Source organism: Pantoea sp. YR525 (assembly GCF_900116775.1).
Taxonomy (GTDB): domain Bacteria; phylum Pseudomonadota; class Gammaproteobacteria; order Enterobacterales; family Enterobacteriaceae; genus Pantoea; species Pantoea symbiotica.
The window spans coordinates 31,453-45,433 of the sequence record NZ_FPBU01000018.1; the positions used below are offsets into that span (position 1 = coordinate 31,453).

The 13,981-nt window shown below is 59.3% G+C and carries 13 protein-coding genes; 7 read left to right on the forward strand and 6 right to left on the reverse strand.

Annotated features, from left to right (window positions below):
- The first annotated feature begins 44 nt into the window (after positions 1–44).
- The 5 genes from BM323_RS23695 (at position 45) to BM323_RS23715 (ending at position 4,723) form a co-directional block, all read left to right on the forward strand.
- Entirely contained in the window at positions 45–974 is a 930-nt protein-coding gene (locus tag BM323_RS23695; protein ID WP_008106670.1) for an ABC transporter permease, read from the forward strand.
- Positions 974–1,858: an ABC transporter permease subunit gene (locus tag BM323_RS23700; protein ID WP_007891891.1), complete on the forward strand. Its 885-nt coding sequence runs from the start codon at positions 974–976 to the stop codon at positions 1,856–1,858. Before BM323_RS23695 ends, BM323_RS23700 begins: the two co-directional genes overlap by 1 nt.
- Before the next feature lie 2 nt (positions 1,859–1,860).
- Entirely contained in the window at positions 1,861–2,907 is a 1,047-nt protein-coding gene (locus BM323_RS23705) for a DmpA family aminopeptidase (protein WP_008106672.1), read from the forward strand.
- A gap of 49 nt (positions 2,908–2,956) precedes the next feature.
- Complete coding sequence (locus tag BM323_RS23710) at positions 2,957–3,778, forward strand: M55 family metallopeptidase (RefSeq protein WP_008106674.1); 822 nt, start codon at positions 2,957–2,959, stop codon at positions 3,776–3,778.
- Between the two features lie 108 nt (positions 3,779–3,886).
- A complete protein-coding gene (locus BM323_RS23715) occupies positions 3,887–4,723 on the forward strand; it encodes a fumarylacetoacetate hydrolase family protein (protein ID WP_008106676.1) in 837 nt (278 codons plus the stop codon).
- A gap of 98 nt (positions 4,724–4,821) precedes the next feature.
- Here BM323_RS23715 and BM323_RS23720 read toward each other — a convergent pair whose 3' ends face one another.
- The 6 genes from BM323_RS23720 to BM323_RS23745 form a co-directional block, all read right to left on the reverse strand.
- Positions 4,822–6,333 carry a serine hydrolase domain-containing protein gene (locus BM323_RS23720; protein ID WP_008106678.1) on the reverse strand — a complete coding sequence of 504 codons (1,512 nt, stop codon included), beginning with the start codon at positions 6,331–6,333 and terminating at the stop codon, positions 4,822–4,824.
- Complete coding sequence (locus BM323_RS23725) at positions 6,330–7,070, reverse strand: ABC transporter ATP-binding protein (RefSeq protein ID WP_008106679.1); 741 nt, start codon at positions 7,068–7,070, stop codon at positions 6,330–6,332. The genes BM323_RS23720 and BM323_RS23725 overlap by 4 nt, the downstream gene beginning before the upstream one ends.
- Before the next feature lie 73 nt (positions 7,071–7,143).
- Positions 7,144–7,971, reverse strand: a complete 828-nt coding sequence (locus tag BM323_RS23730; RefSeq protein WP_008106682.1) for an ABC transporter ATP-binding protein — start codon at positions 7,969–7,971, stop codon at positions 7,144–7,146.
- Positions 7,972–8,871, reverse strand: coding sequence for an ABC transporter permease (locus BM323_RS23735; RefSeq protein WP_008106684.1), 900 nt, complete (start codon positions 8,869–8,871; stop codon positions 7,972–7,974).
- Positions 8,868–9,878, reverse strand: coding sequence for an ABC transporter permease (locus BM323_RS23740; protein WP_008106687.1), 1,011 nt, complete (start codon positions 9,876–9,878; stop codon positions 8,868–8,870). The genes BM323_RS23735 and BM323_RS23740 overlap by 4 nt, the downstream gene beginning before the upstream one ends.
- Positions 9,878–11,473, reverse strand: coding sequence for an ABC transporter substrate-binding protein (locus BM323_RS23745; protein ID WP_008106688.1), 1,596 nt, complete (start codon positions 11,471–11,473; stop codon positions 9,878–9,880). The genes BM323_RS23740 and BM323_RS23745 overlap by 1 nt, the downstream gene beginning before the upstream one ends.
- A 199-nt stretch (positions 11,474–11,672) precedes the next feature.
- On the opposite strand from BM323_RS23745, the gene BM323_RS23750 reads away from it, so the two are divergent.
- A complete protein-coding gene (locus BM323_RS23750) occupies positions 11,673–12,728 on the forward strand; it encodes a dipeptidase (RefSeq protein ID WP_008106690.1) in 1,056 nt (351 codons plus the stop codon).
- Positions 12,729–12,730: 2 nt separating this feature from the next.
- Complete coding sequence (locus tag BM323_RS23755; protein WP_008106692.1) at positions 12,731–13,645, forward strand: LysR family transcriptional regulator; 915 nt, start codon at positions 12,731–12,733, stop codon at positions 13,643–13,645.
- The last annotated feature ends 336 nt before the right edge of the window (positions 13,646–13,981 follow it).

Sequence of the window (13,981 nt, forward strand, 5' to 3'; positions counted from 1 at the left end):
TCATGCGCACCTGGAACAATCCGCACCCAACCAAAAGGAACCGCATGTTCGCATACATCATTCGCCGACTGCTGGAGATGATCCCCGTATTGCTGGTGGTCTCGCTGCTGGTCTTCGGCTTCATCAAACTGCTGCCTGGCGATCCGGCGCGCATCTACGCCGGACCGGATGCGCCTTTGGCCGCGGTGGAAGCAGCGCGTCAGCATCTTGGACTCAACGATCCGCTGCCGCAGCAATATATCAACTGGATTGGCGGCCTGCTGCGCGGCGATTTGGGCGTCACTTACCGCACTCAACAGCCGGTGCTGGACGTGATCAAACAGGGCTTTATGCCCACGCTGTGGCTGGCGCTGGCCGGTTTTGCCTGGTCGGTGATTCTGGGCTTATTCCTCGGCGTATTTGCCGCCCTGAAACGCGGTAAATGGCAGGACTGGACCTTAATGAGCGTCGCCGTCGGCGGCATCTCGATGCCCACTTTCTGGCTCGGCCTGCTGCTGATCCAGTTCGTCGCCATGCCGTTTGGCCTGTTCTCCGTCAGCGGCTTTAACCAACCCAGCGACATCGTATTACCGGCAATCACGCTCGGTTCCTCGGTGGCGGCGGTGATGGCGCGCTTCACCCGCTCGGCATTTCTCGAAGTGGCGCAGGAAGATTACGTGCGCACCGCCAAAGCCAAAGGGCTGCGCAATCGGCTGGTGACGTGGAAACACGTCATGCGCAATGCGTTGATCCCGGTGATCACCATGCTCGGTTTGCAGTTCGGTTTTCTGCTCGGCGGATCGATCGTGGTCGAGAGCGTGTTCAACTGGCCGGGATTGGGCTGGCTGTTGATCGAGTCGATCAAGGCGCAGGATCAGCCGGTGATCCAGGCGTTAGTCATGCTGTTCGTGTTTGAATTTATTGTCATTAACCTGCTGGTCGATCTGCTGTATGCCGTGGTCAACCCAGCGATTCGCCTGCGACAGGAGCCCTGATGAGTCTGCAATCTCTGCCTGCCCACGCGCAGGAGGCGATCCGTTCGCCGTGGCGCGATTTCCTGCACGCGCTGGTGCGTAATCCGCTGGCGCTGGTCTCCGGCGGCTTTGTGCTGCTGCTGGTGCTGGTGGCCATTTTCGCGCCCTGGCTGGCGCCATGGGATCCGATGGCACCCGACTGGATGGCGCTGTCATCGCCGCCCTCCAGCACGCACTGGATGGGCACCGACGAACTCGGCCGCGATCTGTTCAGCCGCATCATCTTTGGCGCGCGTATCTCGCTGTATGTCGGCGTGTTGTCGGTGACGCTCGGCATGGTGGTTGGCGTGCTGCTCGGCCTGCTGGCGGGCTATTACGGACGCTGGATCGATATGCTGATTATGCGTGGTTCCGACGTGCTGTTCGCCTTTCCCGGTATGCTGCTGGCGATTGCGGTGGTGGCGATTCTCGGTCCAGGACTCAACAACGTCATCATCGCGGTAGCGATCTTCAGCGTGCCGGTGTTTGCCCGCATCGTGCGTGCGTCAACGCTGTCGCTGAAACAGGCGGCGTATGTCGAAGCGGTGCGCTGTGCCGGTGCGCCGGATCGCGTGATTCTGCTGCGCCACATTTTGCCGGGCACGCTGTCAAACGTGATTGTCTATTTCACTATGCGTATCGGCACCAGTATTCTGACCGCCGCCGGGCTGAGTTTTATCGGCCTCGGCCCGGAACCCGATGTGCCGGAGTGGGGCAATATTCTGGCGATGAGCCGCAGCATGATGATGGCTGGCTTGTGGCACGTCAGCGTGTTTCCAGGTCTGGCGATATTTATTACCGTGCTGGCGTTTAACCTGTTGGGTGATGCGCTGCGCGACACGCTCGATCCCAAACTGAAGAGCTAAGCATGGACTTTCAACAACTGCAGCGCGACGCGCTGCTGCAACGCTGGCGCAGCGAGCGTCAGCTTGGACAACCGCGCAGCGCCAGCGGGCCAACCAATCGCATTAGCGATGTGCCGGGCGTGCGCGTCGGTCACTACACGTTAGCCGATGGCGAACGGCAAACCGGCGTCACCGCGATTGTGCCGCCGGGCGACAATCTGTTTACCCAGCCGCTGCCTTGTGCGGCGGCGGTGTTTAACGGTTTCGCCAAGCCGGTTGGCCTGGTGCAGGTTGAAGAGTTGGGCGTGCTGCAAACGCCGATATTGCTAAGCAACACGCTGGCGGTCGGCACGCTGTTTACCACGCTGGTGCGCGATGCCATCAGCCGCAACAGCGAGTTGGGCCGCAGCTTGCCCACGGTCAATCCGCTGGCGCTGGAGTGCAACGACGGCTGGCTCAACGATATTCAGGCGCTGGCGATCACTGAAACGATGGCGCAGCAAGCACTCTATGACGCCACGGCAGATTTCGATCGCGGCAGCGTTGGTGCCGGGCGCGGCATGAGCTGTTTCAGTTTGAAAGGCGGCATTGGTACAGCATCGCGCATCATTCCGTCGCTCAACGCCACGCTGGGCGTGCTGGTGCTGGCGAACTTCGGCGCATTAACCGCGCTGACGCTGGATGGCGTGCGCTTTGGCGAAATGATCGCGCCGCTGCTGCCGGAACTGACGCCGCAACGCGATGCCGGTTCCATCATCATTATTATGGCGACCGATGCACCGCTTGATGCGCGTCAGCTGAAGCGCATCGCCAAACGCGCCGGGGCCGGTTTGGGGCGCATGGGCAGCTATTGGGGCCACGGTTCGGGCGATATTGCAGTGGCATTTTCCACCCAGCCACAGCCGCAACCGCCAGAAGAATCCACGCTGGAACCGATGCTCGCCGCCGCCGCCGATGCCACCGAACACGCGGTGCTGGATGCCTTACTCAGCGCCGAAGCCGTCACCGGTTTCCGCGGCCATCATCGCCCGTCGTTAACCGAAGTATTAGATCGATTAGCTGCATCGTAGGGTCGCCATTCATGGCGACCTCTGCCAATAACCGCACGGAACCAACCTCATGAAAATCTTCATCTCTGCCGACATCGAAGGCATCGCCGGCGTCATGCGCCCGGAACAGTGTTCTCCCGGCCACGCGGAATACCAACTGGCGCGCGGACTCATGGAACAAGAAGTCAACGCCGCCATTGATGGCGCCTTTGCCGGTGGCGCGACGGAAGTGGTGGTGGCCGACAGCCACGCGCAGATGACCAACCTGCGCGCGGAAAATATTGATCCCCGCGCGCGCATGGTGCAGGGCAAACCGCGCGGCTTATCAATGGTGGAAGGCATTGAGCAGCAACCGTTTGATGGCCTGTTCTTTATCGGCTATCACAGCGCGGCGGGCGAACCCGGCGTGCTGGCGCACACCATTAATGGCCGTGCGTTCTGGCGCATTCACATCAACGGCAAGGTGATGGGCGAGACCGACATCTACGCCGCAGCCGCTGCCGAACAGGGCACGCCGCTGTGGCTGGTAAGCGGTGACGATCAGCTCAAAGGCTGGATTGCCGAGCATTATCCCTCGGTGGATTACGTCTGTGTGAAACGCGCCATCTCGCATACCTGTGCAGAATCCATCAGCCCGCAGGCAGCGCAAAACGCCATTCGCGCTGCGGCAACTGCTGCGGTGCAGCGCAAACGCCAGATCAGCACCACGCGGCTGAGCGCGCCTTATGAGATGCAGCTGCAAGCCAGCAAACCGGTATTGGCGGACCTGTTCAGTCTGATTCCCGGCGTGACGCGTATTGACGCGGTCACTGTTGGCTATTGTGCCGACGACATGAACACGTTAATCAGCCTGCTGAGTGCCTTCTCCTATCTGGCAAGTACACAATCGTGATCGTAGGGGCGCCATTTATGGCGACCGCGCTAAATCATCAGGTCGGTCCGCATTTCCTGCTGAATTTTGCTAACCTGCGCGCAATTTATATATAACAACGAGGCAGTCATGCAGCTCTGCAGTTTTTATCTTATTGACCAGGAAAGAAAAAGTTACGGTATCGTGCAGCAAGAGGGCGTGATTGATATCGGCGTGCGTCTCGGCGCTGACTGCCCGGACCTGAAAACCTTGCTGCAACGCGGCGCGTTAAGCGATCTCGACGCCTTCGTGTCACAGCCCATTGATCATCCGTTTAGCGCTATTCGCTTCCTGCCGGTGGTAGAAAATCCTGGCAAAGTGTTCTGCGTTGGCATGAACTACGCCGACAAACGCAAAGAGTTCGCCGAGACGATTGAAGCGCCGACGCTGTTTGTGCGTTTCGCGGATTCGCTGGCGGCGCACGAGCAGCCGCTGCTGAAACCCGCTACCACACAGGAATTTGATTACGAAGGCGAACTGGCGGTGATCATTGGCAAAGCGGCCTATCAGGTGAAAGCCGCCGATGCGCTGAATCACGTTGCGGGTTACAGCTGCTTTATGGATGCCACAGTGCGCGACATGCAGTTTACCTGGTTCACCGCCGGGAAAAACTGGCAGCAAACCGGCGGTTTCGGGCCGTGGATGACCACCGCCGACGAGATCCCCGATCCGCAGCAGCTGGCGATCAAAACCTGGCTCAATCAGCGCGAAGTGCAGAACGACACCACCGCCAGCATGGTGCATCCGGTGGCAAAGATTATCGAGTACATTTCCGCGTTCAGCCCGCTGTCGCCAGGCGATGTGATCATCACCGGTTCACCGGGCGGCGTCGGTAAAAAACGCACGCCACCGCTGTTTATGTTCCCCGGCGATGAGATTGAAGTTGAGATTGAGAAAATTGGCAGATTGCGTCACCGCGTGGCATAAAATCCACGCAGCGATGCGACGTTGTAGGGTGCGCATTAATGCGCACCTGGCGTCAAAGTGCGCGAAACGGTCGCCATAAATGGCGACCCTACGATGTCTTAACGTACAAATTTAATGATGCGGCTGCGATTCAACAGCAGCCGCAGCGTATCGCCTTCGCGCGCAATCGCGAAGCGCTTCTCCCACGGTCCATCCTGCGCGGTGGCTAATAGGCGATTGTTGCCCAGCGACTGCAAACGCGCACGAATCGCCGCCGGGCCGATGCCCATGATTAAGCTGTCGCCCTCAATCACCAACTCGCTGCGCCACTGCGGCGCGAACCAGCGGCCTTGCAGATTATCGAGACTGGCCTGATCGGCCTGCACCGGCACAAAACGTCGTGCGGCATGCCCAATTTCACCGACAATCGCCGTGCCATCATGACGTAACCGCATCGGGAAAGTGCTGGAGAGCGACACCGCCGTACCGTGCACATCGTCACGCCACAAGGTTTCGCCTGCGCCGAGCCAGGTGGCGGTCACGCCTTTAATTTCCAGCCAGTCGGCGGCGTCTTCCGCCACGTAAAGTCCGGGCGTTAAATCGTGTCCTTTCTCCGGTAATGCGCGGTTGAGTAGCGCCGCCATCACCCGCAGCACGCTTTCCGACGTGGTGACATCTTCGCGGTTGGCGACCAGCGCCACGCCGATTTTCAGTTCCGGATGCAGCAGGAAATAGCTCTTATAACCGGCATGCGAACCGCCGTGACCAAACAGCGTCTGGCTGCCGAGCGTCGAACTGGTAATGCCCAAACCGTATCCGCTGGTGCGGCCATCGTTGAGATTACGCGGCGCGCTCAGGCGCTGCAGCACGCCTGCGCCCGGTCCGCTATCGGCCAGCAGGCTTTGCAGCCAGCGCGTCAGATGATTCAGGCTGCCAGTGACGCTGCCCGATGCCGAGAGATGCAAACCGGCGCTGGAGAGCTGCCACTGCGCGCCGTTTTGCCAGTAGCCAGGCACCAAACCAGGCACGATATCGAACCAGCTTTCCGGCGCAATCAGGTTGATATCCAGCGGATCGCAGATGTACTGCTGCAGCAGATCATTGAATAACACGCCTTTGGCTTTCAGCGCCTCTTCCACCAGCCGATAGCCGGTGTTGGTGTAGGAGATTTCGCTGCCGGGCGCATAGTTGAGCTCGCCTTCGCGCGCGATAAAATCCAGCAGGTCGTCGGCGCGGGTGGCGTTGTACACCGACAATCCCAGCAGCGATAAGGTTTCGCGCACGTCCGGCAAACCGCTGCTCATATCCAGCGCCTGGCCGACGGTGATTTGGCCGTTGGCTCCGCTCAGCTGCGGCAGATGCTGCGCCAGCGCATCGTCGAGCTTGAGGTAGCGGCGTCCCGGCCCGGTCACCAGCGCGGCGAACAGATGTTTGGTGATGGAGGCGAAACGCACCACGCTGTCGGCGCTGAACGGCGTTTGCTGCGCCAAATCGGCCAATCCGGCGCAGTGGGTTGAGTGAATCTGGTGCGCATCAAACAGAACCATTGCGCCGCCCGGCGCGCCCGGCTGTTGCCAGCTTTCAGTGATCTGTTGTGCGACATCCGCGGCGTGTTGCCAGTTAGCGGTCATGCCGGTTCCTCCAGCGTCATGCTGAGATCGAAAAGTTGGGCGGTATGCGGATGCTGGATGCGCCGCTCGCGCAGATCGTCGGCGCTCAGCTGCTCCACCATCTCGCCATTCTGCATCACGCCAATGCGCTGACACAGATGCGTTACCACCGCGAGGTTGTGCGTCACCATAATGTAGGTGAGTTTGCGCTCGCTGCGTAGGTCGCTGAGTAAATTGAGGATTTCGGCCTGCACCGACACATCAAGTGCCGAGGTCGGCTCATCCAGCAGCAGCACTTCCGGTTCGGCGATCAACGCGCGTGCAATCGCCACGCGCTGACGTTGGCCGCCCGACAGCTGATGCGGATAGCGGAAGCGTACCGAGGCGGGCAAGCCCACTTCGGCTAACGCCTGGCTGATGCGCTGTTCGGCGCGATCGAGCTGATGCACCAGCAGCGGTTCGTGCAGGATGCGATCGATAGTTTGACGCGGATGCAGCGAACCAAACGGGTCCTGAAAAACCATCTGCACCTGACGATAGAAGGCGCGGCTGCGTTTGGCGCTGAGCTGCATGCCGCCAAACAACATACTGCCTTGCCAGTCGGCATTCAGTCCGGCGAGCGCGCGCAGGATGGTGGATTTGCCCGAGCCGCTTTCACCGACCAGGCCAAAGCTTTCACCGTTACCGACCGTGAAGCTGACGTCTTTCACCGCCGTGTGCGCACCAAAGTTGATGCGCAGGTTTTCGATTTGAATCATGGGAAGCCTGTGAATTCTGTGCGTCCATTTAAACGGTCGCCATGAATGGCGACCCTACGCTGTGCGCCGATAATTAATCGCGCCACGCGGCATCGCGCTGCAATACGGGTAAACGCTCGCGCGGATGGCGCAACGACGGCAAACACGCCAGCAAACCGCGCGTGTACGGATGCTGCGCCTGCTGCAATTGTCCGGCATCAAGCAGCTCGACGATGCGACCGGCGTACATCACCGCCACGCGATCGCAGAAGTGCGACACCAGCGGTAAATCGTGGCTGATCAGGATCAGCCCCATGCCGCGCGCCGATACCAACTCGTCAATCAGCTTGAGGATCTCCGCCTGCACCGTGGCATCCAGCGCACTGGTGGGTTCATCGGCGATCAACAGTTCCGGATCTGGCGCCAGCATCATGGCAATCATCACGCGTTGACCCATGCCGCCTGAGACTTCATGCGGATAGCGTTTCGCCACGGCTGCGGGATCGCGAATTTTCACCTGCTCCAGCAGCTCAATCGCCGCCTGCATCGCCGCTTTATGGCTGCCGCCTTTGTGCTCGCGCCAGGCTTCGGCGATTTGCTGGCCGATGGTCATCACTGGATTGAGTGAATATTTCGGGTCCTGCAGGATAAAACCGACGCGCTTGCCGCGGATTTTGCGCAGCACTTTCTCGCTGGCACCGCGCAGATCGATACCATCAAAGCGCAGCACATCGGCGCTGACTTCCGCGTTGCCCGGCAATAACTGCATCAGGCTGCGCGCGGTCAGCGACTTGCCGGAACCGCTTTCGCCGACAATGGCGAACTTCTCGCGGCTCACGCTAAAACTGACGCCGCGCACTGCTTCAAAGGTTTCGCTGCGCGAACGGAAGGCAACACGCAGGTTCTCGATTTCCACCAACATTTAGCGCTCCTTGGGATCCAGCACGTCACGCAGACCGTCGCCGAGAAAGTTAAACGCCAGCGACGTCAGAAAAATCGCGATACACGGCATTAATGGCACCCACCATTCGCTGAACAGGAAGCGACGTGCGGTGGCGATCATCGTGCCCCATTCCGGTGATGGCGGCTGTGCGCCCATGCCAAGGAAGCCAAGGCTGGCGGCGGTGATAATGATGGAGCTCATGTCCAGCGTGACGCGCACAATCAGGCTTGGCACGCACAGCGGCATGATGTGGCGCAGAATAATGCGCAACGGCGACGCGCCGGTCAGACGGCTGGCGGCGATAAAGTCGCTGTGGCGGAACTGCAGCGTCTCAGCGCGCGCGAGACGTGCATACGGCGGCCACGATGTCAGGGCAATCGCCAGAATCGCGCTCTCGACGCCAGGTTTCAGCGCGGCGACAAAAGCCAGCGCCAGAATCAGACGCGGGAAGGCGAGGAAGATATCGGTCAGGCGCATCAGCGCTTTATCGATGAAACCTCCGGCATAACCGGCGATACAGCCAATCAGCAGGCCGAGCGGCGCGGTAAGCAGCACCACGGCGATCACCATGCCGAGCGTGGTGCGGCCGCCATAGATAATGCGCGTCCAGACATCGCGGCCCAGTTCATCGGTGCCGAGCCAATGCGCGGCAGAAGGTGCCGCAAGACGGTTTTCCAGATGCTGCACGCCAGGATCGAACGGCGTCAGCCACGGCGCAAACAATGCCAGCAGCAGCATCACCGTCACCACCAGCAGTCCGGCCATCGCCAGTGGATTACTGCGCAGGCTGAGCCACAGGCGATAACGCCGGCCCCACACCGCCTGGCGGCGATTGGCGGGCGTATCGTCGAGCAGCCATTCTCGTGAGAAGAAGATCATTTTACGCGCGGGTCCCAAAGTCGATAGAGAAGGTCAGCCAGCTGATTGAGCAGCACATACACGGTGCCGACCAGCAAGGTTGCGCCGATTACCGGGTTCATGTCGGCGTTCATCAGCGACGTGGTGAGATATTGGCCGATACCGGGCCAGGCGAAGACGTTTTCCGTCACCACCGCGCCCTCCAGCAATCCGGCGTAGGTCAGCGCCAGCACCGTGACCAGCTGAACCGCCACGGTGGGAAACGCATGCCGCCAAATCACCCGCCGTGACGACAAACCTTTGGCGCGCGCGGTAATCACGAACTCGCCACTCAGCGCGTTAAGCATAAAGGTGCGCGTCATACGCGTGATGTAGGCCATGCTGAAGTAGGCCAGAATCAGCACCGGCTGCGCCATGTGCGCCAGCGCATCCCAGAAGGCGTCGGTTTCCCCGGCCAGCAGCGAATCTATAGTCAGAAAGCCGGTGACCTGCGGCACCATATCCTGCCAGATGATGTCCTGCCGTCCGGGACCGGGCGCAATGCCGAGTACCGCGTAGAACACCAGCAGGCTCAGCAACGCCAGCACGAACACCGGCAGTGAATGGCCGGCGAGACAAATGACGCGAATGGTTTGATCGACCCACGAACGTTGGCGCACCGCCGCCCACACGCCGAGCGGAATGCCGATCAGCGCCGCGATGATGATCGCCGCCGTCGCCAATTCCATGGTGGCGGGGAAGAAGCGGGCGATATCGGTAATCACCGGATTCGAGGTGAGAATCGATTTACCGAGATCGCCATGCAGCAGTTGATTGAGGTAGTGACCAAACTGCACGTAAAGGGGCTGATCCAGCCCCATTTCCGCACGCACACGCTCAACCACCGATTGCGGTGCGTTATCACCGACCGCCGCCAGCACCGGATCGGTGGGCATGACGCGGCCAATGAAAAAGGTCAAAACCGACAGACCAAACAGCGTCAGCACCAGGCTTCCCAGGGTGCTGACAATTCTCTTCAGTAACGGCATCAGGCTTTTTTCACCTGCGCATACGGCCACTGCTCCAGCACGGTCATGTGGACATCACTCAGCGCTTTGCTGGTGGCCACGTTTTTGGTCTTCTGCATCATGAAAATGAACGGGCTCTTCTCGCGACCTAACTGCTGAATCTGCTGATAGAGCGCGATGCGCTTCGCTGGATCCGGCTCATGCAAAGCCTGCTCGGTGAGTTTGTTAAATTCATCGTCTGACCAGCTGCAGCGCCACGCCAGCGTACGCGCACGCGCGTTATCGCTGTTGTCGGTGTTAACGCAGAAGGCTTCGGTGTTGGAGTTAGGATCAAAGTAATCGGCTCCCCAAACCGTCAATGCCAGCTGATGCTGACGCGCGCGCATTTTGGTCAGAACCTGACGGTTTTCGGCGGCGATCAGTGACACTTTGATGCCAATCGCGCCCAACTGCGTTTGAATCGCCTGCGCGATGTCCGGATACGGTTGCATTGAGTAGTGATCGAGGGTGATTTCGAAGCCATCCGGATAACCCGCTTCGGCCAGCAGCGCTTTGGCTTTCGCCAGATCTTTGTGGAATGGCGTATCGTCCAGCGCCGCCGGGAAGCCGCTCGGCAGGAAGCTTTGATGGGTGACAAAACTCATCGACAGAATGTTTTTCTGGATGCTTTCGTAATCCAGCGCCCACTTCAGCGCCTGCCACACCTGCGGTTTTTTCAGGTACTGATTATTGGTGTTGCACGACATCAGCATGATGGCCGACAGCGACTGATTCACCAGTGACACGCTGCTGTCGTTTTTCACCTGCAGCAGCTGTTCGGTGGTGAGGTCATACGCGGCATCGACATCGCCTTTTTTCAGCATCAGCGCCTGCGCGGCTGGGTCGGCGATGTGCTTGAGGATCACGCGTTTGGTTTTGCTTGAGCCTTTATATTGCGGGCTAATCTCCAGAATCACCGTTTCGCTGGCATTCCAGGTGCGCAGGGTAAAGGCACCGGAACCGGCGCTGTGTTGCTTCAGCCAGCCGTTACCGAAGTCATTGTTCTGCTGGTTCGCCAGGCAGACTTTCTTCGACACGATGCTGCCGACGGTGGCGGATAAGCAGTAGAGCAGGAAGGTTTCGGCCGCCGGCGCGCCGAGTTTCATCTCAACGGTGTGCGCATCTTTCGCGGTCACCAGCTGCGTCACGTTGTCTTTGGTGAAGCCGAACTGATTGATAATAAAGGCCGGGCTTTTATCCAGCTTGACGATACGTTCAATCGAGAACGCCACGTCTTCTGCAGTGAGCGGCGAACCATCGGCGAATTTAGCTGCCGGATCGAGATGGAAAGTGTAAGTGCTGTTATCGCTGCTGACGTCCCAGCTTTGCGCCAGTTGACCAATCACTTTGTCGGCTTGCTTTGGATCGGGCGTGACTAAACGTTGATAGAGGTTGCCACAGATCTGGCCGCCGGTGGCTTCGAAGCTTTCGTGTGGATCGAGGCTGGTGATGTTATCGAGCTGCATCGCGATCACCAGCATGGTCGGCGGCGTCGCGGCAAAGGAAGAATTCAGGCTGAGGTAGGAAACAACAGGTACAGCAGTGCATCCTGCAAGAAAACGTCTTCTGGTAACCATGTAAACTCCCAACTGATTGATAAGTAAAATAAAAAATTGTTATTTGATTGTTTTTTGTCTTGACTTTACGCACCTGCCGGAGGATTAATACCGGCTCTAAGCCATTTGTTTCACGCGTGTGTGCTCGCCCTTTTTTGGTGCAATTTGCTCCGCCAGCTGGCAGTGCTGCGCTTTCCCCCCGAACATGGAACTGAACAACATGTCTGACTCGATTACCCTCGATATTCCGGTCTTTGACGGCCACAACGATGTGCTGAATAAGCTGTGGCAGCACCATCAGCCGGACGCGGTTAATGCATTTTTCACTGGCACCAAAACGGGCCAAATGGACTTTCCGCGTATCCGTCAGGGAAATATGTTAGGTGGCATTTTCGCCACCTGGGTGCCGTCCCACCCTCTGATTGCAAGAAGTGCGCCAGACCTCGCAGATTTTCCTCAGGAAATTATCAACTCAGCGCGCGACGCGACGTTTTCTATGCTGGCGCTGCTGCTGCGCATTGAGCAGGCCTCAAACGGCCAGGTGAAGATTTGCCGCAGCGTGCGCGATATTCGCCACTGCATGGCAAACAAGGTGTTAGCGGTGGTGATGCACGTGGAAGGCGCGGAAGCGCTGGATACTCACGGCGAACTGCTCGACATGCTCTACGCCAGCGGCTTGCGCACGCTGGGGCCGCTGTGGAGCCGCCCGAATCAGTTCGGCGATGGCGTACCGTTCCTCTATCCTTCGTCGCCGGATATCGGCAACGGCCTGACGGCCGCGGGCAAGCAGCTGGTACGCGACTGTAATCGCCGCCGCATCATGGTTGATTTGTCGCATATGGATGAAAAAGGCTTCTGGCACACCGCAGAGATCAGCGATGCGCCACTGGTGGCGAGCCACTCCAACGCGCATGCGATCAGCGCGCAGTCACGTAATCTCACCGATCGCCAGCTGGCGGCGATTGCCGAAACCAGCGGCTTTGTCGGCGTCAATTTTGCCGTGCCGTTCCTGCGTGAAGATGGCGATCGCCATGCGCCGACCGGCGTCGATGCCATTGTGCGTCACGTTGAGTATCTGCTGGAAAAAGTCGGGGAAGATGGCGTTGGTTTTGGTTCAGATCTCGATGGTGCCACCATGCCTGGCGATTTGAAAGACGTGGCCGGATTCCCGCTGCTGGTGCAGGCGCTGGCGGCACGCGGCTATTCGCGTGAGCTGCTGGAGAAGATTTGCCACGGCAACTGGCTGCGCGTGCTTGAAGCCACCTGGGGCGAATAATCATGCGGCTGCGGCATATTGAAGTGTTTCAGGCGATTGTGCAGACCGGCAGCATCAGTGCGGCGGCGCGTTTGCTGAATGTGTCGCAGCCGAATGTCAGCCGCGTGCTCAATCACGCCGAGCAGCAGCTCGGTTTTGCGCTGTTTGAGCGGCGTGCGCAGGGCATGGTGGTGACGGCAGAAGGGCGGCGTTTGCTGCCGGAAGTGGAAGACATCTACCAACGTTTACAAGCGATTACCCAGCTGACCGAGCAACTGCGGCGCGGCGAAGGGCAAACGGTGCGCGTCGGTGCCGCTCATGCGTTTGGTCAGATGGTGTTAGCGCCAGCGCTGGTGAACTGGCGGCAACAAGCGGCATCGGTCAGCGTGGAATTGGTCACCGAGCATTTCAGCACCTTGTGCGGCATGATCATGGCTAATCAGCTCGATTTCGCGCTGGTGTTTGGTCAGCAGGTGGATGCGGATTTACTGGCGGAGCCGCTGTTTCAGTCGTCGATGGTGGCGCTGCTGCCGCGCGATCACACCCACAATGAGCCGGTGACGCTGGAGTGGCTGTGCGCTAACAACCTGCTGATGATGCAGAATCAGGATCCGCTCGGTCGCGTGCTGCACCGCGCGCTGCGCGATAAAGGGCTCAATCCAGCGGTTTCGCTGTCGATCAAAACCTATTCGGTGATTGCCGATATGGTGCTGGCGGGAGGTGGCGTCGGGATTGTCGATCTGTTTACCGCCTGCCGTTATGCCGACCAGCTCAAGCTGTTGCCGGTCGCGCAGCCGCTACCGTTTGAAGTAATGTTAATCAGCCGCCGCGATCAGCCGCAGTCGCAATCCACGCTGCAGCTGAAACAGGTGATTCGCAATAAGCTGTGGGAGATCGCGCGCCAATGTGAATCGCAGTTTTTCACCCGCCCAACGTAATCCCGATTGCCGGTGCGCATATTTATGCGCACCAGGTCGCCATGAATGGCGACCCTACGGAGTTTGTAGCGATTGTGAGTTAAGAAAACGCAATGCTGCTGCAGCGCGGGTGTTGAGGCGACATCCCAATCCGCTGAACGAGTGAGGGATTCCAGGATGAGCCGCATGGATGCGGCGAGAGGTGGCGTTGAGCAGGAGCGAATCGACACCGGTCCGTCAGGAATCGCGAATGAGTGAAGGTACCGCGAAGCGGCGGGTTGGGCTGGCGCAGGGCCCGGGAGTGCAGAGGGCGTGGCCATGCACTGAACCCCGGATCCTGGACAAACAATCCAGAAT